25 protein-coding genes are annotated in these 24,715 nt (G+C 45.6%); 7 read left to right on the forward strand and 18 right to left on the reverse strand.

The window, feature by feature from the left end; genetic code table 11:
• Positions 1-19 precede the first annotated feature (19 nt).
• The 7 genes from secE to pplA all read right to left on the reverse strand — a co-directional run bounded on the left by secE (position 20) and on the right by pplA (position 6,913).
• Positions 20-190 carry a preprotein translocase subunit SecE gene (secE, locus tag ACWP87_RS02390; protein WP_005686177.1) on the reverse strand — a complete coding sequence of 57 codons (171 nt, stop codon included), beginning with the start codon at positions 188-190 and terminating at the stop codon, positions 20-22.
• Positions 191-209: 19 nt separating this feature from the next.
• Complete coding sequence (gene rpmG, locus ACWP87_RS02395) at positions 210-359, reverse strand: 50S ribosomal protein L33 (protein ID WP_005686176.1); 150 nt, start codon at positions 357-359, stop codon at positions 210-212.
• A gap of 297 nt (positions 360-656) precedes the next feature.
• A complete protein-coding gene (locus ACWP87_RS02400) occupies positions 657-1,616 on the reverse strand; it encodes a UbiA family prenyltransferase (protein WP_014570020.1) in 960 nt (319 codons plus the stop codon).
• Complete coding sequence (menA, locus tag ACWP87_RS02405; protein WP_014570021.1) at positions 1,613-2,551, reverse strand: 1,4-dihydroxy-2-naphthoate polyprenyltransferase; 939 nt, start codon at positions 2,549-2,551, stop codon at positions 1,613-1,615. Before menA ends, ACWP87_RS02400 begins: the two co-directional genes overlap by 4 nt.
• 79 nt (positions 2,552-2,630) lie before the next feature.
• Positions 2,631-3,695 (reverse strand): FAD:protein FMN transferase, encoded by a 1,065-nt coding sequence (locus ACWP87_RS02410; RefSeq protein WP_014570022.1) that lies wholly within the window; start codon positions 3,693-3,695, stop codon positions 2,631-2,633.
• Between the two features lie 175 nt (positions 3,696-3,870).
• On the reverse strand, positions 3,871-5,052 hold the full coding sequence (locus ACWP87_RS02415) for an RNA-guided endonuclease InsQ/TnpB family protein (RefSeq protein WP_014570023.1): 1,182 nt from the start codon (positions 5,050-5,052) through the stop codon (positions 3,871-3,873).
• Between the two features lie 952 nt (positions 5,053-6,004).
• Complete coding sequence (gene pplA, locus ACWP87_RS02420; protein ID WP_005686167.1) at positions 6,005-6,913, reverse strand: extracellular electron transfer flavoprotein PplA; 909 nt, start codon at positions 6,911-6,913, stop codon at positions 6,005-6,007.
• A 287-nt stretch (positions 6,914-7,200) separates the two neighbouring features.
• On the opposite strand from pplA, the gene ACWP87_RS02425 reads away from it, so the two are divergent.
• From ACWP87_RS02425 to ACWP87_RS02450, 6 genes are all read left to right on the forward strand, one after another.
• Positions 7,201-9,099 carry an NAD(P)/FAD-dependent oxidoreductase gene (locus ACWP87_RS02425; RefSeq protein ID WP_005713555.1) on the forward strand — a complete coding sequence of 633 codons (1,899 nt, stop codon included), beginning with the start codon at positions 7,201-7,203 and terminating at the stop codon, positions 9,097-9,099.
• Between the two features lie 172 nt (positions 9,100-9,271).
• Entirely contained in the window at positions 9,272-9,715 is a 444-nt protein-coding gene (locus ACWP87_RS02430; protein WP_005686164.1) for a NusG domain II-containing protein, read from the forward strand.
• Complete coding sequence (locus ACWP87_RS02435; protein WP_005686161.1) at positions 9,712-10,299, forward strand: Gx transporter family protein; 588 nt, start codon at positions 9,712-9,714, stop codon at positions 10,297-10,299. Before ACWP87_RS02430 ends, ACWP87_RS02435 begins: the two co-directional genes overlap by 4 nt.
• Entirely contained in the window at positions 10,274-11,251 is a 978-nt protein-coding gene (locus ACWP87_RS02440; RefSeq protein ID WP_005692383.1) for a polyprenyl synthetase family protein, read from the forward strand. Before ACWP87_RS02435 ends, ACWP87_RS02440 begins: the two co-directional genes overlap by 26 nt.
• Before the next feature lie 443 nt (positions 11,252-11,694).
• A complete protein-coding gene (locus ACWP87_RS02445) occupies positions 11,695-12,192 on the forward strand; it encodes a hypothetical protein (protein WP_014570024.1) in 498 nt (165 codons plus the stop codon).
• Positions 12,193-12,342: 150 nt separating this feature from the next.
• Positions 12,343-13,134 (forward strand): metallophosphoesterase family protein, encoded by a 792-nt coding sequence (locus tag ACWP87_RS02450; RefSeq protein ID WP_005698625.1) that lies wholly within the window; start codon positions 12,343-12,345, stop codon positions 13,132-13,134.
• Between the two features lie 441 nt (positions 13,135-13,575).
• Here ACWP87_RS02450 and ACWP87_RS02455 read toward each other — a convergent pair whose 3' ends face one another.
• Positions 13,576-14,136, reverse strand: a complete 561-nt coding sequence (locus ACWP87_RS02455; protein WP_014570025.1) for a hypothetical protein — start codon at positions 14,134-14,136, stop codon at positions 13,576-13,578.
• 244 nt (positions 14,137-14,380) lie between these two features.
• Between ACWP87_RS02455 and ACWP87_RS02460 the strand changes: the two genes are divergently transcribed.
• Positions 14,381-15,265, forward strand: a complete 885-nt coding sequence (locus ACWP87_RS02460) for an Rgg family transcriptional regulator (RefSeq protein WP_014570026.1) — start codon at positions 14,381-14,383, stop codon at positions 15,263-15,265.
• Between the two features lie 208 nt (positions 15,266-15,473).
• Here the strand turns inward: ACWP87_RS02460 and ACWP87_RS02465 are convergent, their stop codons facing one another.
• The 10 genes from ACWP87_RS02465 to cysS all read right to left on the reverse strand — a co-directional run bounded on the left by ACWP87_RS02465 (position 15,474) and on the right by cysS (position 24,642).
• Positions 15,474-15,659 carry a hypothetical protein gene (locus ACWP87_RS02465; RefSeq protein WP_014570027.1) on the reverse strand — a complete coding sequence of 62 codons (186 nt, stop codon included), beginning with the start codon at positions 15,657-15,659 and terminating at the stop codon, positions 15,474-15,476.
• Between the two features lie 153 nt (positions 15,660-15,812).
• Positions 15,813-16,688, reverse strand: coding sequence for an ATP-binding cassette domain-containing protein (locus ACWP87_RS02470; protein WP_014570028.1), 876 nt, complete (start codon positions 16,686-16,688; stop codon positions 15,813-15,815).
• Positions 16,682-17,920, reverse strand: coding sequence for a hypothetical protein (locus ACWP87_RS02475; RefSeq protein ID WP_029943655.1), 1,239 nt, complete (start codon positions 17,918-17,920; stop codon positions 16,682-16,684). Before ACWP87_RS02475 ends, ACWP87_RS02470 begins: the two co-directional genes overlap by 7 nt.
• A complete protein-coding gene (locus ACWP87_RS02480; protein ID WP_014570030.1) occupies positions 17,910-19,025 on the reverse strand; it encodes a hypothetical protein in 1,116 nt (371 codons plus the stop codon). The genes ACWP87_RS02475 and ACWP87_RS02480 overlap by 11 nt, the downstream gene beginning before the upstream one ends.
• Positions 19,026-19,549: 524 nt before the next feature.
• Positions 19,550-20,236, reverse strand: coding sequence for an NADPH-dependent F420 reductase (locus ACWP87_RS02485; protein WP_029943657.1), 687 nt, complete (start codon positions 20,234-20,236; stop codon positions 19,550-19,552).
• A complete protein-coding gene (locus tag ACWP87_RS02490; RefSeq protein ID WP_014570033.1) occupies positions 20,233-21,288 on the reverse strand; it encodes an LLM class flavin-dependent oxidoreductase in 1,056 nt (351 codons plus the stop codon). The genes ACWP87_RS02485 and ACWP87_RS02490 overlap by 4 nt, the downstream gene beginning before the upstream one ends.
• 228 nt (positions 21,289-21,516) lie before the next feature.
• Entirely contained in the window at positions 21,517-22,056 is a 540-nt protein-coding gene (locus tag ACWP87_RS02495; RefSeq protein WP_005686136.1) for an NYN domain-containing protein, read from the reverse strand.
• The gene (gene rlmB / locus ACWP87_RS02500; protein ID WP_014570034.1) at positions 22,057-22,839 is read right to left on the reverse strand and encodes a 23S rRNA (guanosine(2251)-2'-O)-methyltransferase RlmB; all 783 of its coding nucleotides are present in this window, start codon (positions 22,837-22,839) and stop codon (positions 22,057-22,059) included.
• Complete coding sequence (locus ACWP87_RS02505) at positions 22,811-23,239, reverse strand: Mini-ribonuclease 3 (RefSeq protein ID WP_005713584.1); 429 nt, start codon at positions 23,237-23,239, stop codon at positions 22,811-22,813. Before ACWP87_RS02505 ends, rlmB begins: the two co-directional genes overlap by 29 nt.
• Entirely contained in the window at positions 23,236-24,642 is a 1,407-nt protein-coding gene (gene cysS, locus ACWP87_RS02510) for a cysteine--tRNA ligase (RefSeq protein ID WP_014570035.1), read from the reverse strand. Before cysS ends, ACWP87_RS02505 begins: the two co-directional genes overlap by 4 nt.
• Positions 24,643-24,715: the final 73 nt, after the last annotated feature.

The following is a 24,715-nucleotide window of genomic DNA, read 5'->3' on the forward strand; positions in this document are numbered from 1 at the left end:
TAAAGCAGTTTGTCAGGTCTTAATATAAGAAGGCTTGGAAGACTGCATTGATAACCCAGTCCACACCCGCAAAATAGATCGCAAAAATAATGGAAGTCATGATGACGGTAAACGTATCACGCCGCGTCTGCTGGGCAGTTGGCCAAGTGACAGCTTTCATTTCCGCGAAAACACTTTTGATAAATTTCATCATTGCGCTCCTTCCATTATTACTTGGTTTCTTGATGGACCGTCACGCGGCCACAATGTTTACAAAACTTTTTTAACGTTAACCGTTCTGTTCGTTTTGGGTTTTCGGGAACAAAATAATTCCGTTGCCCACAAACCGAACAAGCTAAAGCAACTTTCTTTACTGACATCTTGTTCCCTCCAGTCACGTCCAATATCTTACCAAGATTACAAACAGATAGCAAGCAGAGGTTCGCGCCGGTAAGTGTCAACTTTTTCTCGGTTCTACTCTAATTAAGTGATTTCCGTTACTCCGAGCTGGCTCCGCGGTGGCGAGGGCTGGCGACCGCGCAGCTAGAGTGGTGGGCACGACTGAGCCCGCCACCGCTCCGCCAGCTCTTGCTTTCTATCTTAATATTCTAACAAGGTGGACCCATCGCACTGCTACCAACTACCATGATCGAGTCTGATATTTTGGACCCACACCATCAGAAGAAAATACCAAGCCACAAGGTCAACAGCAAAGCACCGCCAACGATCATTAAAGATTGAATCGTAAAAATAAAAGTTTTGTCTTTGCTTGGTGCTTCAGTGTACCGACGCGTGTTTTTTTTCACCACCGGCCAAGTCAACATAACGAGTAAACTCCACCATGGCAAACTGCGGGTCAAAACACCTAGCAGTAACGCAACAAAGGTACAGAAGGGTATCAACCGGTACCAACGTAAAGCTCGGGTTCGGCCAAGGTAATATGGCAATGTAAAGCGCTGATTTTTGATATCCTGCTCCATATCAGCAATGTTATCGGCAAACATGACAGCAGCATTCAAAATGATCACCGGTAAAACAGCGATCAACAGTTGTAACAGCCAGCCTAGATTAAGTGCAAATGTAAACGTGCGGCGGTCAAGCGTTAAGTCAAGGGGTCCCGGTGGTGTCATATTGATAAACACCGCGATCACGAAAGTCCCATAACCTTCCACAAACCCGGCCAACACCTCTCCCAGCGGCAATCGTGATAGAGGAACCGGCCCGAATGTATATAAAATGGCCACGCCGACGCCGACCACGCCAATCACTAACAAGCTCAGGTTGGTACGCATGACAAGAATGATGCCTAAAACCACGCTGATGAGCAAAATAAAGATGGTAAGTGCCAACATGCCCCAAGGTGACAAATGCTCGCGGCCGATAATATTTTGCGACTGCTGATAACTGCGATCTTTGGCCTTAAAATAATCCTGAACATTGTTGAATCCTGTCACAAATAAGGCAATAGCCAATTGAGCCGCAGCGTATATGAGACTATTGATCCAAGAAAACTGATGAAATGCCCAAGCAGCGTAACTGATTCCCAACACCAGCGGCAACATACTGGCAGCCTTAGCCGGTAACCGAATAAATTCTAAAAATAGCGGCCACGTCAGCCGATGATAAGACTGGGTCATAGCACCACCCCCATTCCCAAACCCAAAACCAGCAAACCGTTTTCCAAAACCAGGTTGATCACCGCGGTATGAAACGTTCGCTGTTTGCTGGGATCACGAATGAACCGATGCACATTGCGAATCACCAACGGCCAGGCTAACTCCACCACCAATGTCCATATCGGTAGCGCGCCAAAAATGACGCCCAAGATCACCGCTAAGAAGCCGGCATAAGCTAACAATGCGTAAACCCGTGGCGACCACCATTGACCCAAATACATCGGCAGCGTGTGGCGATGATTGCGCTGATCTTCCTCAATATCAGACATATTATTAGCCAGCATAATATTGGCAATGGTTGCCATCGGGGTGATGCAGGCTAACCCTAATGCAATGATGGCGATAAAGTCACCACGTAAAACAACCGTTGGCCACTCCAAATCCAAGGCAAGCAAGCGTCCCGGGGCAATATTGACATAGGTTGCAATAACCGGAATGCCTAATCCCATGACAATCCCGGAAAAAATTTCACCAAGCGGCAAACGAGAAAGCGGTAATGGCCCCCAAGTATACAAAATACCAATGGCAAAACAAGCCATCCCCATTAACAGCAACAGCCAATCCGTCCGCACGACCAACACAACGCCCAGCAACGAAGCAACCACAAGCATTACCAGAATCAACTTGGCAACCATTCCCGGATCAAGCTGAGCCCGACCAATGACATTCACTTCCTGCTGATAATGAGCATCTTTGGCTTTTTGATAATCCATCAAATTATTAAGCGCAGTTGTCATCATATCGAAAATCAACATTGCAATAAAAAATAAAAGCGTATTGAGCCAATCAAAGGCGTGAAAATAAGTCACTGCAAACAAAGTGCCAATCGCAAATGGCAAAACACTTGCCAGTTTGGTGCGAATTTCAACCAGTTCTAAAAATATCGGTAACGACATCTACTCTCCCCTTTTGTAGTGAGCGCGAGCCAGCGCGGTTAGAAGTCGGTCAAGCTTTTATTGTGAACCCTTAACCAACTTACTTTAACTTCGCCAGCGTATACCCCGAGTCCTTCAACAACTTAAACTTATCTTTCAACCCCGAGCTCACGTAAACTTTTTTATCTTTGGTAACAAAAATAGCATCAGCATAATTCAACTTTTCAATATAGGCCATCCCATCAACTAGCCCCTTATCAAAAGTCGCGGTTGACAAAGCATCCCCATCCACACTCTTTTTGGTAATAATCGAAACACCCATTAATTCATTATCAAATGGATAGCCGGTTTTGGGATTCATCAGGTGCATATAAACCTTACCATCAACTTTAAGATAGCGTTCATAGATACCCGAGGTCACGATGGTTTTATTGCTGGCAGGTAAGGTCCCGATGGCCGTCCCACGAGGCTTCTTAGGATCCTGAATACCGACACTCCAATCCTTTTTAGAACTTTTAGGACTTTTGCCCATGACAAAAATATTGCCGCCTAAGTCAATAATAGCAGTCGTTACATGCTGTTTCTTCAACGTTTTCACGACTTCATCGGTAATAAAGCCTTTAGCAATACCACCTAGATCAATTGCCATGCCCTTTTTCTTAAGATATACCGTCTGTTGTTTCTTATTGAGAACAACATCTTGATAGTGAACCAATGGCAGCTTGGCATCAATTTCACTTTGCGCCGGTTTGCGCGCATCGGCAAAGCCAATATGCCACAAACTCGTAATCGGCCCAATTGCCAAGTCAAACGAACCATTCGAATTTTCACTATAATGCTTGGCCGCTTCAATCACCCGATAAACACTTGGGGTCACGTGTACGGGTTTCATCCCTGCATTTTTATTCACGGCATCGACTTCGGAGCCTTTTTGGTTAACCGTCAGTTCATCGGCCAACTGCTGAACGCGGGAAAAAGCAGCATCTAGTGCTCCCTGTTTCCCCTTGTCATAAATCTTAATCGTAACAACCGTCCCCATCAGAAACTGAGTATCCGAATAAGGATCGCCCGAAACCAATTCCCGTTTAGCTGTCGTCTGACTCGAACAGCCCGTCGCCACCAGTGCCAAAAGCATCAGGATAACGACAATCAATCGCTTTTTCATGTACAACCTGCTATATAAAATGTGGAAGAATGTCTCTTTGACACCAATAAAGGTTCTATATATTTCCTTTCTTGATTGACATTCAGCATCTCATTTAGTCCCGTTAACAGCGGTATTCCCACTCTGAAATAATTCATCATGACAGTGACCGCCTCTTGAACTTTTAGGGTATAGCCTACCCATGTACTTTTGATTTCGCATAATCGATCAGGTTATCAACTGCATTTTCATCACGTCGCATCTTGGCTCCGCATTGGTAGCAAATGTAATCATCATGTCCGGTGTGGTATTTGACATTACCGTGCAAAGTAAGTTTCTCTTCACCGGTTTTGATATAACCACATCTAGAACACCGTTGCGTACTCGGAAACATTGGATCGGCAAGAATTAAAGTACTGCCGTGCCAATCCGCTTTGTATTGCATCATGATTTTGAATTTACCAAACATTGAACGATGCAGGTTTTTAGCAAGACGACGATTCATGCGCATGTGCTGATTATCCAAGTCTTCTATCCCAATTAGATCGTGATCAACAACTAGCTTGGTCGTAAATTTGTTTAACAAATCCATTTGTATCCGTTCAACGCGTTGATAGTTTCGCTTCAACTTGGTTCTCGTTGCGCGATAGGCCGCCGAATTAAAGTGCTTTGGATTTGTTGTTCGCTTACGGGCAAGCTGTTTTTGGTAGTGAGTGATACGAGCGTAAAGTGCTGGTAGCGAAGCAGGTAGTGTTGGCTGAATGGCATAACCTGATGGGGTCTTGTAGTCGAACTTGCCTACATTGACGTCAACGGCAGTAACCCGTTGAGTGGGTCGCTTTTCAACCAGGACTGCAACTTCAATAGACAACGCTGCATAGTAACCATCTGCGTCTTGAACGATGCAAACCTGCTTGATTTCACCCTGCCATCGTGGCTGTTCAGCCATTTTAATGTCATACCAGAGTTTGGTGCCACGTGGCTGATCCAAACGAAGCTTGCCATTGACTATCTGAGCACGATCCGTTTTAAAAGTTTTACGTGAGCGCTTTTTCGACTTCCACTTAGGCTTGTCATGATTGGGCATTTTAGGATTCAAATAGTTTGCCCACGCCTTACTTAAATCATTCACGGCAAGCTGTAAAACGCGCGCCGATCGTTCAAACTGCCAATCTGCTTTGTTCGCAACCAGTTCATCACGAACTTTTCGCTCATTAGGCCGTATCGACTTATCCATCATGACTAAAGAGGCGTCATACATGTCATTCCAGATTTCCAGCCCTTGGTTCCAAACGAAACGGCGATAATCAAACAATTTTTCTAATTCTTTACGCATCGTTGCATTGGGATAAAGTTTGATCTTATGCGTTTTAATCAAAAGTGTTCACCTCCCTTCAAGTTAACTAAAGGACTTACTTCAAAAATGGATCGTCTTCAAGCTTTCCTTGTATTGACGTAAGCCGGATAACCGACGCGAAAATACGTGAATCATACTAATTAAGTCTTCAGTTAGCTCTCCCTGAGGTGATAGACCAGGATGATTCAACCCCACAAGCTGTGTGGTTGAATCTTTGGGGTTTGGCGCTCAAACCAATCATAGCCAAAACGCACGCAACTCGTCGATGTTTCTTTAATTCATCAGCATGACCGATATAAGCCAAGTATTGATGCTCGGTATAATAACATCAATTAGGTGGTGTTCTGCGAGCTTTGAGCTTTCCAGACTTATCCCACTGTTGCAGTTGCACCGAGACATTTAGCCATTTCGTTTGGTCTGAGCATATGAGCATCTTCCACTTAATTATCGTGCTCATAACATACCATGTTACGCTACATTGTTACATATATTTGTCTGCTGTTAATCACCTCCAAAAAGTGTGAGCGCGAGCCGGCGCGCTTAGAAACCGGAGCATAAGTGGCCTTGGACGTGATGACCGGGCTTTGGTCATTGCGTCCAAGGTCCTTATGTGCAGGTTTCTGCGCCGGGGAGCGCGTTATAGTGAGCTGAGCGTGAGCCAGCGCGCTTAGAGATCGGAGTGTAAGTGGCCTTGGACGTGATGGCCGGGCTTTGGCCATTGCGTCCAAGGCCCTTACACGCAGATCTCTGCGCTGGCGAACGCTTTATGCACCGGTGAGCATCTTGAACCGAAAGCAAGCCGACACACTAGCCAAGTGCCACATCGTTTACTGACTAAAACGGTTACAGCACCATTATACCGGGCATTATGAGCATAAGAAAAGAACTCGCTCAGAAAAATTATTCCAAACAAGTTCTTGCTTAGTTAACCCGCGCTAATAACGCACATTAACTTCTTTTCAAGATCACGCCATTACTTGTAAACAATATTGTCGACTTCGATCTTGTTGGTATTACCATTTTGAGCAGCGTTAACTAACTGATCAGCATACAAGATGAAGGTATCGGAACTGTGGGTTGCACCGGAAACCACATCAACCTTGGCTGGTGACTGCTTAGCAACCAGTGACTTGTTCAGTTCTGGGATGTATTCCTTCGGGCCAACCTTGTTCACTTTCTTCATGTTAGCTTCGTATTTCGTATCCTGAGTCTTGGACTTACCGTCTTTATTGACGTTGTCGTAGTTGCTTTCGGTAATCTTACCGTCTTTAACCGTGATGGAGAAGGTTACCCGATAGCCGTTGAAGTAGTTCTTTTCTTCAAGCGTGTAAGTACCATCTTTCATCTTGCCAGTGTTATTGACTTCAATTGGCTTGGTGTCCCCAGCCTGAGCCGCCTGAACTAATTGTTGGGCGTAATTCTTAAAGGTCATACTGGAATCGGTCGCACCGGAAATAACATCGATAGCGCCGACATTGGTTCCATTCTTCTTAAAGGACTTGTTTAATTCAGGAATGTATTCCTTTGGTCCAACCTTGACCTTAGCCTTCATGGCCTTTTCATAGCTGGCGTCTTTGGTCTTGGATTTGCCATTCTTATCAACGTAATCATACTTAGTAGAAGTAATCTTCCCGTCTTTGACCGTCATCGCCATTTCAACCTTATAGCCATGGTCATAGCCGGTTTCATTCAGCTTGTAAGTACCATCCTTCAACGGGCCACCTGCAACCTGCTTTTGGGTTGATGACTTCTTGACCACTTTACTGCTGGAAGCCTTGCTGCTGGATGAATTTTTGCTGCTTGAACTACTGCTGCATGCACTTAAAACCAAAGTGGACAGTGCAACAACGGCTGTCCCCGTCACAACTTTACTTAACTTCATGACATTTACCCCTTTTGCAGTTCATAACTGCGATATTGTGTTTTCAATCACATATTTAGTTTAGCTAGTCAAATCAAAAAAATCAACCAAACACGGGTATTATAAGCGCTTTCTCATTTTTTAATCGTCCTTTACGAAGCGTATTTTTGTGTCATTTTACACAAAAATGTACGGCTTTAGAAAAAGAGAGCGCGAACGTTAGACATTACGTAATTTTAAAGGCTATAATGGCTTAGATACATACTTTGTAAGAGTATGGGTAAAGCAAATGGTAAGGAGTGTTATGCATGGCGAAAACCAATATCGTCGTGGTTGGCGCGGGGTTTGCCGGGGTCTATGCGACAAAGCACCTGGCCAAGCACTACAAACGTAACAAAGACGTGACGATCACGCTGATCGATCGCCACTCGTACTTCACTTATGTCACCGAACTGCACGAAATCGCCGCGGATCGTGTCCCAGAAGACGCAATCCAATACGATTTACAGCGGTTGTTCAATCGACGTAAGAATGTCAAGCTGGTCACCGATAATGTGACTGGGATTGACCGCGACAAGAAGGAAGTTGTCACTGAAAACGGACGCTTCCCTTATGATTATGTGATCTTGGGAATTGGATCACAACCGAACGACTTTGGGACGCCTGGCGTTGCCGAACACGGTTTCACCTTGGGTAAGTGGGAAGACGCGATTCGGCTAAAGCGCCACATTGAAGACGTTGTTCGGCGCGGTTCCGAAGAGCACGATCCGGCTAAACGCAAAGCCCTTTTGTCTATCGTCATTGTCGGTTCTGGCTTCACTGGTACCGAAACGATTGGTGAATTACGTGACTGGCGCGATACCTTAGCCAAACAGTACAAGCTAGATCCGAACGAAATTCAATTTAGCTTGATGGAAATGGCGCCAACGATCATGAATATGCTAGATCGTTCAGACGCGAACAAAGCCGAACGTTACATGGAAAAACGCGGCATCAAGGTCATGAAGAATACCGGCGTTGTCGGCGTTCACGCAGATCACGTTGATCTAAAAGACGGCTCCACGTTCCCAACATGCACCTTAGTCTGGACGGCCGGGGTTAAAGCAACTGACCAAGCGAAAGATTTCGGCTTGAAACAAGGACGTGCCGGCCGAATCTTAGTCAAAAACAACATGGAATCGCAAGACGATCCAAGCATCTATGTTGTCGGCGATGTATCGTTAGTTGATCAAGACGGCACCGGCAAGGGCCAGCCGCAAATCGTTCAAGGCGCTGAGGCAACTGCCCACACCGCGTTGACGAACATTGAAGCCAAGTTGGAAAATAAGGAACAGGTTGAATATAAAGCCAACTATTCCGGATTTATGGTCAGCTTGGGTTCAAAATATGGTGTTGCCAATATCATGGGCTGGCTGCACCTTTCCGGTTTCTTTGCGATGTTGATGAAACATTTAGTCAACATGCTCTACTTCGTTCAGATCTATTCCGGTTATTATTTATTCGAGTACTTCATGCACGAATTTTTCCGGACCCGCAATGGCCGCAACATGTTCCGCGGACATCTTTCCCGTCAAGGCAATGTTTTATGGACACTGCCTGCCCGTCTCACATTAGGCGCTATGTGGTTGATTGATTGCTGGCCGAAGATTCAAGGTAAAGAGTCATGGTTCATTGACAAGCTCCGGTTGCCATTTAGCTGGTTACAACCGGCTGCTACCAGTGGTGCCTCTGCTGCTGGCGCTGATGCAACCAGTGCTGCTTCCGGGGCCGCTGCCGGTGCTGCCAAAGCAACCAAGACCGTCTTCTCCCTTTCATATCAGTATGGTAATGATCCGATGATGGTCTTTGACAAGATGCCAAACTGGTACTACAGCATTACCAAGACCTTGATTCCTAATCAGCAAGTTGCCTTCTTCATGCAAAAGGCCATGACGATTATGGAAATTCTGATTGGGCTTGCGCTTGTTGCCGGTTTATTCACCTGGTTGACCTCTGCTGCTACGATCGCTTTTGTCGGCGTCTTCTGCCTCAGTGGTATGTTCTACTGGGTTAACATTTGGATGATCCCGATGGCCTTTGCCTGCATGAACGGTTCCGGCCGCGCATTTGGGCTCGATAAATGGGTTGTCCCTTATCTCCAGAAAGTCTTTGGCAAATGGCGCTATGGAACACCGCGATCTCTTTACGGTACCGATGCACTCAAATAATTGTCTACACAAAAGGCTCTGGGTGGACTTACCTAGAGTCTTTTTTCAAGAGCGGGAAGCTGCTGCGGTCTCTTTTATCGGCCACGACTGCTCCCCGTCCTTCGTGTTCACATCATCGTTTTGAAGTCATGAACTTGAACGCGATTCAATTTCACTAGATTGGAGGCTCACAATGAAACGGCCAAATACCTTTAAACGTTATCTTAAGATGATTCGCCCATTTGACTGGATCATTGTTGGCGGCCTGTTTATCGCAGCGTTCATTCCGTATCTTATTTTCGGCATTCATGAGAATCAGCAGCAAGCAACCGCCTCGCAACAGGTATTAACAGCCGTGGTGACCCATGACGGCCATGAAGTTTATCGCAAGCGACTAACCGGTCATACTGGGACCAGCCACTTCACCTATCGTGATAAAGACGGTGACTGGAATAAGATTGAAGTCAAAGGCGCGGGAATCGCGATTACGGAAGCTAACTGTCAGGATCAGGTCTGCGTTCGCCGCGGTCGGATTACGAAACCCGGTCAAACAATTGTCTGCCTGCCGCATAAGCTACTCATTGCGATTAAGTCAAATAAAGGCGATAGCAACACGGGAGGTATGGTGACCGAATGAGTGTTTATAAAGCCGACCGTACCCGGCAGTATATCTATATTGCCTTACTCTGCGCTCAAGGCGTCATTATCGGCCTACTCGAGCGTATGATCCCGTTTCCCTTTGCCTTTGCGCCTGGTGCCAAATTGGGCCTGGCCAATTTAATCACGATCATTTCATTGTTCACGATGTCAATTCCCGACAGCTTTATTCTGATGTGCTTGCGACTGCTGCTCACCACACTACTTGGCGGCACCTTGTCAACCTTTCTTTACAGTGGTGCTGGTGCGGTTTTATCGTGGTTTGGCATGTTACTCATTAAACAATTAGGTGAAAAACGTGTCAGTATGATCGGTATTTCTGCAGCAGGTGGCATTTTGCATAATGTCGGCCAGCTCTTGATGGCATCCTTCATCGCCCAAAGCTGGACCGTCATGCTCTATTTACCGATTCTCGCGTTTATGGGCATTCTGGCGGGCATTGCGGTTGGGATTGCTGCTAATTTTCTTTTTGAACACATCGATATCTTACGACGACTCCGCTATGATCGCACCAAGCGTCGTAAAAAAGGAGCTACACATGAAAATTCATCCCATGTGGCATGAATACCCGACGTTGGCGCCGGAGCTTGCTTCAGCGCTAACGTTGATTGAAAAACAGATCACAACCAACAATACACCTGTGGCCAAGGCGATCATGGAAATGATTAATGGCGGTGGCAAATTGTTACGGCCGGCGTACTGTCTGCTTTTCTCCCGGTTTCAAGACACGGATCGCGAGAAAATGATTGCACTGGCGGCCGCCATTGAGACGCTTCATACCGCCACTTTGATCCACGACGACATTATCGATAAATCTCCAACCCGCCGCAATCAGGTGACGATTCAAAAACAATTCGGCCCGGACACAGCAGTTTATGCTGGCGATTATCTCTTTGTTGTCTGCTTCAAGCTGTTGGCACATTACGCCTCAAGCCTCCGCAGCATTCAACAAGACAGCGGCAGCATGGAGAAAATCTTAAAAGGCGAACTGGATCAGATGGCCACACGCTACCAAACCCAAATCACCATTAATGACTATCTCAAGCAGGTTTCCGGAAAAACCGGCCAGCTCTTTGCGTTAAGCTGTTTTGTCGGTGCCTACGAAAGCGGCGGAACAACGAACTTTGCCAAAACGGCCGAAAAAATCGGCATGAACATTGGCATCGCCTTCCAATTGCTAGACGACATTCTCGATTACACTAGCGATGGCGAAACTTTGGGCAAACCGGTTTACGAAGATGTGCGCAGCGGCGTCTACTCAGCACCACTCATTTTGGCCATGCAGCGCGATCGCCAAGCCTTTTTGCCGCTGTTAGCGAAAAAAGAACACATTAGCGATACCGAGATGATTCAACTGCGCGATCTTGTCATCAAGTATGAAGGTGTCAAGCAGGCCTACACTATGGCGCAACAACGTACTGAACTGGCGACTGCCGGTTTGCAGAAGTTGCCTGCCGGCGCTGCACGAGACGATTTAATCCGTTTGACGGAGAGCCTTTTGAAGCGCAAATCTTAATTCGTATTAACCGGATCTTAAGCAACCAGCAGAAATTGAGCTGGTTGCTTTTTTGTTAATGCAGATGTACAACAAATCCTCTAACTCCTAGATCGCTATCAGGTTCGATTTTTCTTACTCTCGATTAATGACCATTAACTTTTCATTTTTGATCTGTTTATCTGCCCATGGTCTTTACGGCGTCTTGTCGATATGTAGCCCATTTTGATGAAAAATCTCTTCGCTTCATGAGAAAATTCCACGACTTTTTCGCTTTCACAATTGTTGGAATTTGTTATTTAAAGTCGAACTTCCATCTGTGAAAAATCACCTAAATAATCAAGTTAGTACAAAAGTCTCATTCGATAAATCCGCTTTCAATGGGAACGAAAACAGCTTACTATAGGTTCACAATTTTAAATCCTGGAAGTCAGTAGTCTATTTTTTAATAGTGGGTAATCGTTATGGAAAATAAAGCTAAACTCTTTAATTCCGGCAAGATAATTGTCAGTCATATCGTTTTCCCCTTGGTTCTAGCTATTGCGGTTGGCATCACCACTTCTGGATCATTTGTTTACCAAGCCGTTAATCATGAAGAACCCGTTGTCGTCCAGGCTGCTTCATATCCCACTCCTGCAAAGCGCGGTATCACCCCATATGGATTGGGTAATGATACGGTTTACGTTTACTACTCAGCCTCACAAATGGCTGCAGTTAAAGCGGCTTCAAACACCCATGCAAATGCTAGACTAGCTTTTGCGGCTGCTTTTGGCGCCATAAATCAATACGCAGGGCTTCTGGCAACGGCCGCATTGATTCGAACAAACACCCAATTCAATAACTTTAGAGAGGCGATCAATTCGGCTATTTCTAAAAAGAAAGGCTTGCAGCTTCAGTACAAAACAACTTTCGATGATGGTAATAACAGCGCTACCTGGGGAGCATCATTTGTTGTTAAGTAATTAGCATTTCCCTTAAATCGACCCCATGCAATGTACATTGCTGAATTGAAGGAACAATCAGCTCATCTGCTGGTTGTTTTTTTGCGTTCCACGAAGCATAGTTATCCATAGAGCGTTCAACCATTCTCAACCCAGGAAAGTGTGAGTGACATGACCACCATTGCCGTTTTTTCAGATATCCATGGCAACTTAGCAGCGTTAGAAGCCGTGTATGCAGATGCGATTCAACATGGCGCTGAAACTTATTGGTTCTTAGGTGATCTTTTTGGGCCCGGACCAGACGTTCAGCCATTGTGGGAAGAATTACAAACCATCAATCCGACAATCAAAATCCGGGGCAACTGGGAAGACTTCTTGATCACCACATGGTCAGGTAGAGATCGTCTATCTCCCATGCAAAAGAAAATTGAAGCTTATATTTTGAACCACCTGCATGATCCGGCCAAAATTTGCGCCACCCTTGCCAGTTGGCCGCTTCACCAAGAAGTGACGGTTAATGGGGTGCAAATTGGGCTCTCACACCATCTTCCCGCCAATAACAGCGGGGATATGCTCTCAGTCCGTGCTGAAGGTTCCGCATTATCGGCATTATTCAGTGGACCCCGTAGTACCCTTGACTTGGCTATCTATGCCCACATTCACCATCCCACAATGCGGTATGTCGACTTAAGCATGCCGACCCAAATCGCTGATGCCTTTGATTATGCCAAAGCCGATGAACGCCTTGTTTTGAACCTTGGCTCAGTCGGTTTACCTTTCGACAAACCAACTCGTCGGTATCAAGAGTGGCGCGCTGAGTATCTCTTATTGGAAGTGACTGACGACGGCGCAATCAATCCGCAGTTTCGCCGAATTTCTTATGATCTGCAGCGAGAATTCAAGCAGGCGCAGGCAATGGACATGCCGTTTGCTGAGAATTATCGGCATAATTTTTATATTTAAGCGGGGGAGGTTTGCTGTGCATATTTTTCTGCTTTTGTTAGGATTTTAGTCGGCCCAACATTTAAAAGATTCAGTATACTGATATACATTGTAACTGGATGGCATAGAGACTGTTTACAAGCAAAAAAAGTCCCATAAAATTGGGACTTTCTGTACTTCAAACACTCCTATTAAATTGTTAAGGCTGATGCTATTAGTTGATTTATCGCATATCTGGAGAAAATATCCTGTTAATATCGTATGGAAGCCTTCACTACTCTGACCTATCTTTAAAATAAACGCTCCCTATGAGTACAGCAATCATTAGATAACCAGTTAATTTAAAATATTGCGTCCAATAAAGCTCACCCAGAAAAAGAAGATCATAACCAATATTAAAGAGCATCAACGCCAACCATAGTAAAAATCCTCCAAGATATGTCTTGGCTTTATTCTTAACGTTTACCACCCCAGACCGCATTGTACGGCATACCATGCCAATACGGTTGCCATAACAGCTGCATTACGTTTAATACCCTGAGCTGCTACTTTAGCAACGATAGCCTTTGCTGCTTCCAACCAGAGCTTTTTGTCAATATAAGCCACGATAGTATTGACATTGACCATGCTTCGGATTTCCTCACCGAGTTTTCCCAGCATGCAATTTCCAATATCGGCTAGATCGCGTTGAACAATTCGATGCTCCGTTGGAAAAATACGAGATTCATTCTCAGAGATACCGATAAACCTTTCTGTAGCCTGAATTTCATCTTTTCCATATTTGGCAATGAGATAATCAATGTTAAGATTTTCAATATCGCCATCTACAAACATCTTTTCTAGTTCCTTGGCGATGGCTTGCTCTTTTGGCGTTGCCGAGTTTACAGTAATCTCGTCTGCTTTAGTTGCTGCATTGACCGGTTTGGCTCCGGTTAGCATTAGACTAACAAACAATGTCGTTGTGAATATCGCTAGCAATGCAAGAAATTTAGGTGTTCTTTTCCACTTCGACTGAAATTCCATGTGAATCCCCCCATCTGTTAAGCGAGTTACTCGCTTTTTTTGTCAACATCCGCCATAATTTATCCAGGAACAATAATAACGTCATCACCCACCGGATAAGTGTCATTCAGGATCTCTGTCAAATCCGGCACACGGATTTCCCCCTTTCTCCTCCAACCTCCTTCGACATTTACACTGATAATTTAATCAAACTTCAGCTAAAAAAATTCAAAAGTCGAGTATTTTCTACATGAGAGGTGAAGAAATGTTTGCTGATCAATTTACTTGTGGTAACTTATTTCGCCAAATTCGTGAACGTCGTCATCTTAAAATCGCCGATGTACAAGGACCCTTACACAAGACTTCAGTTTCTTTCTTTGAGACTAAAGATGCCAACATCCGTCTTTTTAGCCTGATGGAGATCTTGAAGCCAACAATGACAGAACCCCAGGAATTCTTTGAGTTAATTGATCAAACGCATAGCCAATTGCGTCGCTTTTTTAGAGAGCTCAGTACCTTATATGAAAGTCTGGATTTAGAGGGCTTACAAATGCTCTTGACCGACTATCATGAAATTAAACGATCTGAAACACCACAGTATATGCTCAAGCTAATCGTTATGTCTTGTATTGCTAAAATTAAGGAACAAAGCCCAGTTTTCTCGGCTGAGGATGAAGAGTGCATCCAGCAGTTTTTGTTAACAGAAGGGCGTTGGTTCCATTTTGAGTATCTGGTATATGCCAATTTGTGCCACTCACTCTCCAATCGCATCAATGACCGCTTACTTCGCCATATGGTCACCAAATATCAAGAATTTCACCTATCTCGGTACGATGAGGCTTTTGTTGGTGCTTTTTATAATATTTCCGCGAGGTACTTAAAAGATGCCGATTATGACCGTGCCTTATCAATGCTAGATATAGTTGCCGACTTTCCTGTCAAAAATACAGCCCTGTATCTGCGGCATCATGTGGCATTCATCCGGCTAGCTGTGCCGATCTTAAAGTACCAAGATCAGGACGCCAAAAAGAAACTAGCTGCCTTACTGATGGCCACAGAGATCATTGACCCGAAGTTATATAAGACGAATATGGCGTGGATGAAGTCTCTGAATTTAGATCCCGAGGCAATCTTAAATAACATCACCTGAAGAAGTGCTGGGTCCCCATGGAAGAGGAGAACGATTAACCTAGTATTCTAAGGTGGAATATTTGATGTTAGCCTAGGATTAAACAGTTTGCAAAAAGCAGCAAGTCCACCCGTCTTAGCACAGACGGGGCGAACTTGCTGCTTTGTTAATTTCATTTATTCAAGGTTGCACATCCCAAACAAAGTCAAAAAATGTATAGCGCTAAATCTCATTGATTCACTAAGGTTCCAACATACCAAGTTGTCCAAATAAGCAACAAAGACAGTACGCCGACCAGGACAAATCGTTTCAAACTAAACTTTTTATCAGGAACCAGCCGTCCGTACCCTATATAACCGGCCATGGCAAGCGTTAATACGATTAACACTCGATGCAAACCTTCAAGAAATGTCATAATTTTTTATGATTAATCTATGCCTCTGCCCTTTGTCAAACTCAACTAGACTAATTCACTCGCATTTTTAATCTTTAACAATACCGAATCCAAGCCGGCTTTACACGATTATCCGTTTCACATTCAACAAATCTTTATGATCGTAAATCACACTCACGCTTTTTGAAATATCAGCCTAAACTCATCCGCCAACGAAAGCGGCGCAACACTATATGGCACGTCATGAGTCACAAGTCCTAAAACAAGTTTTTCACGTGTTGCCTCATCCAATTTTGCCAAATCAATAAGCACCTGATCACGATCAATATCTAATATCGCATCCGCACTAACATCGGTTAACAGCTGAGGTGTCTGCCGCATTTTCAAAAAGTTTGGTTGGCTCTCATGCATATTGATTTGTTTGACAATCTTGCCCGCCCGCAGAAAAAGAATGCGATCAGCCAAGCTTTGCAGGTTGTCCAGTAAATGCGAGACCATGATGACGAGCTTGCCATTTTCTCGCAGTTGCTGAATTTGACCCGAGATCAGCGCAACATTTTCCGGGTCAAGGCCGTTCATGGCTTCATCCAGTAACATGATCGGCGTATCCGAAGCCACGACCATTGCAAAACATAATCGCTGTTTCATTCCGAGCGAATAGGTGCTGACTTTTTGGGTGATATAACTGCGCATTTTCAAACCATCGACTAAGGCATCGAGCGTGATCTGACTCTGCCACATGTTTCGGTACAATTTCAAATGTTCATAGCCATTTAACTCACCAAAAAGCTCGCTTTCTAAAGGGAATGCACAAATTTTTTGATGAATCGCCTTAATCGCTTGATTGCTTTCGTAACGCAGCCCGTCCACCTCTACATAGCCACGGTCAGGCTTTAGATTATTCATGATGACATTCAAAAGCGTGGTTTTACCTGTGCCATTCGGAGCCACAAGACCGACAATTTCTTTCTGATTTAAAGTGAGCGTGATGTCATCTAAGACCTGCTTTTTGTTGGCAAAGGACAATCCAATATCATTTAGCTTTAGCATGATGCCACCTCTCTCTTTTTCGGGTGCCGTTTGTGAGCCAGGCAAAATATAATGACTTCAAGTACAATTATCACGCTCAGAATCATGATCAACCCGAACACGAAGGTCATTTGTGTCGTCTCATACCTGAAGTTTTGAAAGCCCACCACCAACCGGCCGATATTGAAGTAACTCGGCAGCAAGTATAACGAGTTGTGATTAATGGCGACTAAGCCGGGTAGAAAATAAAGACTTTCGCTAACTAGCAACAGGATTGTCACCGCCAAACTGGCAAACTCACTTTTCAAGATTAACTGTAAGACAACCTGCAGACGAATGATCAGCCATACGCTTAACAGTAAAAGAACAAGGGCTTCCCCGATAAACTGGCCTAGCGAAATTGTGCTGAAAGTGAGCCCTTCATACACCGGTATCGGTAAGGACAGACTGCCAATTCCGAACTTGATCATGTTAAACGGTAATAAGATGGCCAAAAAGCCAAGTAACAAGCCGCCACTCATTAGTAACGCTGACAAAGATTTGTCATTGAGCATGGCCCAAGTTGTTAACGGGAAGTTTTTCAAAATCGATTGTTTCTTGCGATCTCTTGTCACTAAATCCGTACTGATCATCGCCGTCAAAAGCAATAACGACAACGCCAGTCCATAAAAGAACGCGCGTTGCAGCTGCTGTAAGGCTGTTTGTTGATTAATCACCGCTGCCGTGACGTTATTGTTTGCCATATTTGCATATTGACGCAACCGAGTCCGCGCCTCTAAATTCCAATAATGGCCATTACGGTTCTGATTGCCTGAACCTGCATCGCGGACCACATTCGGATCACTATAATATTGCAGCGGATAACTAAGCCACGGCTGCCCTTGTAGCACTAAGCGATCAGTAAGCGCTAATTCGTCAGCCATTGATGCTGCTACCCGATTGTATTTGCCTTGCCCAGCCGCTTTCAACTGCGCGCGTTCAGCTTTCATAAACTGAGGAACATAGGTACCAGCGTTGGCAATGGTCGGATAGTTAGGAAATGCCGGATTGAAGGATTTCATGAATTTTGCATTTTTCTGGTACTTAGCGGTCACCTCCTGGCGTGAAAAGTTTTCCAAAGTGCTATTTGCAGGTAAGTATTGATAGCAGAGCCAAAAACTCCATAGCAAAAAAATTAAGCACGCGCCCCAATTTTTCTTACTGAGGAGATTTTGTTTGATTTGAAAGGCTATGTATGAACGATTACGACTCATTTTTTGCACGCCCCCACCTTGAAATCACGAATAAAATACCCGTCAGCCAGATTAACATCATCCCCAAACCTGTCACCCAACCGATGGGCAGATGATCGTTTATTAGAAAATGGCCTGAATACACATTAGCAATGCTTAAATAAGGTAGCGGTGTTAAATAGAACACTGCTGGCAGCGATGGACTGAATGTCACGATGATTATTACGGTAATCAAAGCAAGGAGCGTTGCATAGAAATTTCCGATCAGTCGATTCAACCAAATGGCTACGACCGACATCAATACTGTGAGCACAACTGCATAGACCGCAATCAGTAAACCGGCAAGCCAACTGGGAACCGTGGTGATCTTGTTTATCAAGGTAAAAGCGGTTGGATAGTTCCAGTCCCCGAAACCGATAACGATTCCTAAAAGTATTAATCCCACAACTGGCAGAACCAAAAACAATCCGATACTCAATTGAAAGTTTGCTTTGACGTGGGCCGCCATTTTACCAAGAAAATGAACCGGCATGTTCCTCAAAATACTTTGGTGCTCAAGTTCTACTAACCATGAATCTCCGACTAAATAGGCGATTAAAAAAGGTGCGCACACTGCGATGACCTGAAATAATAAGGCGCCATAGTCACTGGCAGTCTTGATGGCAACCCGCGGCGAACCTTGAACTTGTTGTAACTTTCTGGCAACCGCGATCTTCCCGGTCACGGCTTCTTTGGTTGGGATTAATAGTCCACTAGCACCGGCAAAATCAAGTGAATAACTTTTAAGTTGTGCCTGTGCCAATTCGACCTGCCCATTAAGAATCATGCCGGCATCATGGACGAGTAAGCCACTATCAATCTTGCCGGTTCCTGAAAGTTGCTCATTCAGCGCCTGCACCATTTTTCCTTGTTTGCTGGTTTTCGAATAGCTTTGGGCATCATAGCGTAAATAACTCGATTGCACCGACTGTTGAATCCTAAATGTCTCAATCTTCAAATCGGCAATCTGCTGAAATTTAGCAACCCAAAACAAGCCAATCACTAGAAAAACCATAAATAGTTCGCCTACCAGATTTTTCTGATTCAGCATCACTTGCTTTTGAAAGAAGGCGCTTAGCTGTTTCATCTTAAATGCCTCTCTGTTCACCCATTTTTGCTTTCTCTGGTCAAAACTTTACTCAAAGTGAAATTCTGTGAGTTGCTTTAACATACTGAATCAATAGGTCCACATATTTTGAGTATATTGATAAAATATGAGCCCAGCAAAAACCAGCTATTTCTTTACTAGTTCATACCTTCTATCCTCTTTATCCATTGATTAGTACATGATGAGTTTTACATTACATTAAAATGAGGCCGCCATCAAGTAAGAGCTCAAATTAATCGTGCAGCACGTCCGCCATAATGTGCTGCACGGCGAGGAAGTCTGCGTGTAAAGACCTTGGACGCGTGTTTTCTTTTATGCCCATAACGCGCTCCCCGGCGCAGGGATCTGCATGTAAGGACCTCAGGCGCAATGGCCAAGACCGGGCCATCACGCCTGAGGCCACTTACACTCCGATCCCTAACCGCGCCGGCTCGCGCTTACCAAAAAAGCCAAAGCACCGCAGCCTTCAAAAAGACTGGGTACCTTGGCTTATTAAACCTGCATCAATGAGTGTGAACTTTTGCAGCGATTTGTTTGCCAAAATCTGTTTGATCAAAATGATCGATAATGTCCTTAAGCTCAGCATACCGCAGACTAGCGCCGAACAACGGACTTCCCGGTTCGGTCATAATACCGTCTGCTAATCGATTGTGGACAACAGTGTCAAAGCCCATTCGATCAACAAAAGCCGCTACTTGATCAACAGCCGCGGGATCATCGCCGGTCACAAACAGCGCCTTGCGTTTTGAATTCCCTTTAGGCCGCGCTTCTTCTTGCAGGTTATGATAGCCCATATGATTGAAGGTTTTGACAATTTTGGCACCTTTAAAATAGGCTTGAACCTGTTCACTCGAAGTGGTCGTTGGATCTAACACTTCTTCGCGAATACCGTCTGTTTCCCACCAGTAATTCATCGCGTCAATGACCAAATGACCTTTGAGTAAGTCTGCATCAATATTTTTATACCGGCTTAACGGGATTGCTAAAATGATCAAGTCACTGTTAGCCACCACCTCGGCATTTTCGGAAGCAATCGCGCCGGGGACGAGGGTTTTGATGGTTAAGGCGATTTTTTTGACTGTGCCTGAGCCGGAAATTCGGACAGTATAACCGGCATCTAAGGCCAAACCCGCAAGAACGATGCCGACTTTACCAGCACCAAGAATGCCTATACGTTGAATCGCCATTATTTCACCGCCGCCTTTTCTGCTAGAATTTCTTTAACCCGCGGGATGACTTTCGTGCCATACAACTCAATCATGCGTTCACGCTGAGCCGCAGTTTGGTTGCCGGCACCGTAAACAAGGTCAAAGCGGCCCAAATCCAGCAGATCGATTGTTTCTGCCATGCGCCGCGCCACGGTTTCCGGATTGCCGACATAAAAAGAGCCCACTTTAGTTTCACCATCGAACTGTTCGCGACTCATCGGTGCCCAGCCGCGAGTTAAGCCGATGCGGTCAAAATTGGCTTTGATATTCTTGAAGGCGACTTCAATTGCTTCATCTTCGTCATCTGCAATAAAGCCATGAGAGTGGACGGCGATTGGAAATTCAGGTTTGCCGAGTTCCTTTGCGGCAGCATGGTACAGCTGAATATATGGCTTAAACCGACTCGCCTGACCGCCAATAATCGCGATGATCACTTTATAGCCGAAGTTAACCGCTCGAATGACAGATTCCGGTGAGCCGCCGATACCAATGTATGTCTCCAGTTTGCCGTTTTCTGTTTTGGGATAAACTTCCTGATTCTTCAAAGCAGCGCGGAATTTTCCTGACCAGGTCACTGCTTTTTCATTGCGCAAGGCATCGTACAAGCCAAGTTTTTCGTTGAACAAGTCGTCATAGTCGGTCAAATCGTAGCCAAATAACGGGAAGGATTCGGTGAATGATCCGCGGCCTAACATTACTTGCGCGCGCCCGTCAGACAACGCATCTAAAGTTGCAAAGCGCTCATAAACCCGGACCGGATCATCGGAACTGAGCACCGTGACCGCCGTAGCAAGCTTAATTTGCTTGGTCACTGTCGAAATCGCTGCCAAAACCGTTTCCGGACTTGAAACGCTATAATCCGGGCGATGATGTTCGCCCACTCCGAAAACCTGAATGCCTAATTCGTCAGCCAGTTGACCTTCCCGCACAATCTGTCGAATCGAGGCCGCCGCCGTTTGTAAACTGCCATCTTCATTCGCCACAATGTCACCAAACGTCTCCAGACCAAACTGTAAATGCTCAATGTCTACCATCAAAAAAGCCTCCCAAACGATAATACTTACTTTTTGTAAGTTGATAATCGTATCATAGCCTTTTTTCTGGCGGGTGGCAAGCTTTCACACAGATATTCATACGAGAATACGCCAATTCATTTATCCAGAGACGCAAAAAAGTCCGATCATCGTGCGACGGTCATAAGCCAATATTGACAATGACCCGCTGCGTAACCGGACTTTTTAAATGAAGTCACATCTGAAGACTTATTCTTTTGGTTTCGGCCGACGTTCCAAGTGGCGCCGCATTTTATCGAGCAAGAAGAGTTGATCATTATTCCATGGGCTATTACGGCGAGCTAGATGCGCGGCGTAACTAGACGTATCATGGTTAAATTCACGTTCCGAGCGTTGCACTTCCTTGAGAAAGTCGCGCGAACTGATGCGTAGAGCGCCGCGGGAAAAAACCGTCCACTGCTCTGCTTGATCACTGGTGACCACGACCAGCTGCACCAGCGGCGAGTTCATCTCCTGAGCCAGTCGTTCGATATAGCTGTCGGCAGTTTCGTCTTCTTTCGTGAAAACCACTTGCAAGTCCCACTTGGCATAACTTTTACCGATTCCCGGAACATACATGGCATCGAAAACCACAATCATTTTCGCATTTTCATGACTGCGGTATTCAGCCAGAATATCCAGTAAGCGATCACGGGCGACATCGAAATGATCTTCTGCTTTCAACTTGGCGAGTTCAGGCCAGTTACCGATGACGTTATAGCCATCCACAATCATAATATGTTCGCGCATTTACTTACCCTCATGGCGACTGGCAAAAGCTTGATACATCAAGATGCCCGCCGCAACACTCGCGTTAAGGCTCTGCACGTGACCGGCCATGGGAATGGCAATGGTGGCATCCATCAATTTGGCAATTCCCGGCGAAATGCCTTTGCCTTCATTGCCGATGACTAACGCCGTGCTGCCTTTTGCGTCCCACTGGCGATAATCCTGCCCATCCATGGCGGTGCCAAAAATCCACATGCCGCGATCTTTCAAGATTTTGATGGTTTGCGCTAGGTTCGTGACCCGCGCAACCGGCACATATTCGATCGCCCCAGTGCTGACTTTGGCCACGGCACTGGTCAAACCGACTGCCCGATGCTTTGGGATAATAATGCCATGCACCCCGCTCGCATCAGCCGTTCGCAAAATCGAGCCGAGATTGTGCGGATCTTCCAAGTTATCCAGCAATAAGAAGAACGGATCTTCCCCTTTATCTGCCGCGTGCTTAAACAGATCGTCCAATGTTGCGTAAGCATATGGCGTCATCGCCAAGAGAACCCCTTGATGATTGCCGTGGTCACTCATGAGATCAAGTTTTTGCTTTGGAGCCGTGGCGACTAAGATCTTCTTCTTTTGCGCCATGCCGACAAGATGCTGAATCGGTTCGCTTTTTAGATCGGTCTGGACAAACAGCTTGTTAATGGTGGCTGCGGTTCCGGCCTTGAGCGCGGCTTCAACTGCATGGCGGCCGAAGACGAATTCATCTGGCTCATGTTCATTATTTGGTGCTTGCGGCTGTTTTGCCATGACCCGTCTTCCCTTCTTCAACGTATTGGATACACCATGCGGCTAGCTCGGCAACGCGATCATCGCGGCCTTCAAGATGCAAGTAACCAAACAGTGCTTCAAATCCTGTCGAGATGCGATACGTGACCACATCCGTATGTTTGGCATGGGTGTAACTTTTGGCATTGCGCCCATGCTTGAAAACTTCTGTCTCTTCGGCACTTAACAAATCCGCCGTCTGCATCCCGGCAATCAACGCCGCTTGTGCCTTGGCGGAAACAAAATCCTTGGCTGCGCGTTGCAAGGCTGCCGGGCGCACCAGTCCGCGTTTGAGTAAGTGTTCCCGAATATAGACTTCATAAACTGCATCGCCTAGATAGGCCAGTGCAATCCCGTTCAATTGTTTTGGATCAAATGTCATTTTCTACGCCACCGTGTCCCTTGAGGAGTGTCTTCCAAAATAATCCCTTGTGCTGCCAGCTGATCGCGAATCTCATCGCTCTTGGCAAAATCTTTCGCCGCGCGCGCCACATCCCGAGCCTTCACCAAGGCGTCAATATTCGCATCCAGATTGGTCGGGTCGGTGAAAACAACCCCGAAAATCTGCAGCCAAGCATCATACTGATTCAGGAGATCATTGACACTTTCCTGTTTGACGGTATCTTCATTGGCATATTCATTCAACAATTTGGCAAGATCAAATAGCACAGTCAGGCCATTTTGCACGTTCACATCATCGTCCATTGCAGCAATGAAACGGTCTTTTAAGGTTTTAAGCTCAGCAGTGATCTGTGCATCAACGCCGGCAACAGCATTGGCACGGCGATAGACCAAGTTTTCCCGGGCAATTTTCAAACGATTTAAGCTATTAGCAGCATTCTTTAAATTCGCCTCTGAATACCGAATCGGCATCCGATATTGCGTCCCTGCCATGAAGAAACGCAAAACCTGGGGATCGACCGTTTTGAGAATGTCGTGGACCGTAATAAAATTACCCAGCGACTTGCTCATTTTCTGGTCATCTTCGCCAATGGTCACAAACCCGTTGTGCATCCAGTAACGCACAAACTGCTTGCCGGTTTTGGCTTCACTTTGGGCAATTTCGTTTTCGTGGTGCGGAAATTCCAGATCCTGACCGCCGCCGTGAATATCAAACGTATCCCCAAGCAGTTGGGTACTCATAACCGAGCATTCGATGTGCCAACCTGGCCGCCCTTTACCCCATGGTGAGTCCCAACTGATTTCACCGGGTTTAGCAGCTTTCCACAAGGCAAAATCGATTGGATCTTCTTTCTTGTCCAGCTCTTCCTGTGTGATATGCTGACTGGCACCTTCTTCGAGTTCATCAACATTTTGATGGGATAACTCGCCGTAATGTTTGAATTTACGGGCGCGATAATAAACATCCCCATCAACCGCATATGCATAGCCTTTTGCAATTAAATCCTGGACGAAATCGACAATGTCCGGAATCATCTGACTGGCACGCGGATGCGCCGTCGCCGGTTCGATGCCAAGCGCAGTGGTATCCTCCATGAACGCATCAATAAAACGTTGCGCCAGATCAAGGGGAGCTTCCCCGGTTTTGTGTGCAGCGGTGATAATTTTATCATCGACATCAGTGAAATTCGAAACATAGGTGACCTTAAATCCGCGATATTCAAAATAACGGCGGATTGTATCAAACGCAATGGCACTGCGCGCGTTACCGATGTGGATGTAATTATAGACAGTCGGGCCGCAGACATACATTCGGATTTCTCCGGGATGCAAGGGTTTAAACGGCTCTTTTTGTCGCGACATCGTATTATATAGCGTTAACATCGGCTCATTTCCTTCCTGTAGCGTCTTACCTGCATTTTACAGGAAACAGCAGCGTTTATAAAGGAACGTGACG

Source organism: Lacticaseibacillus sp. 22, assembly GCF_055413445.1.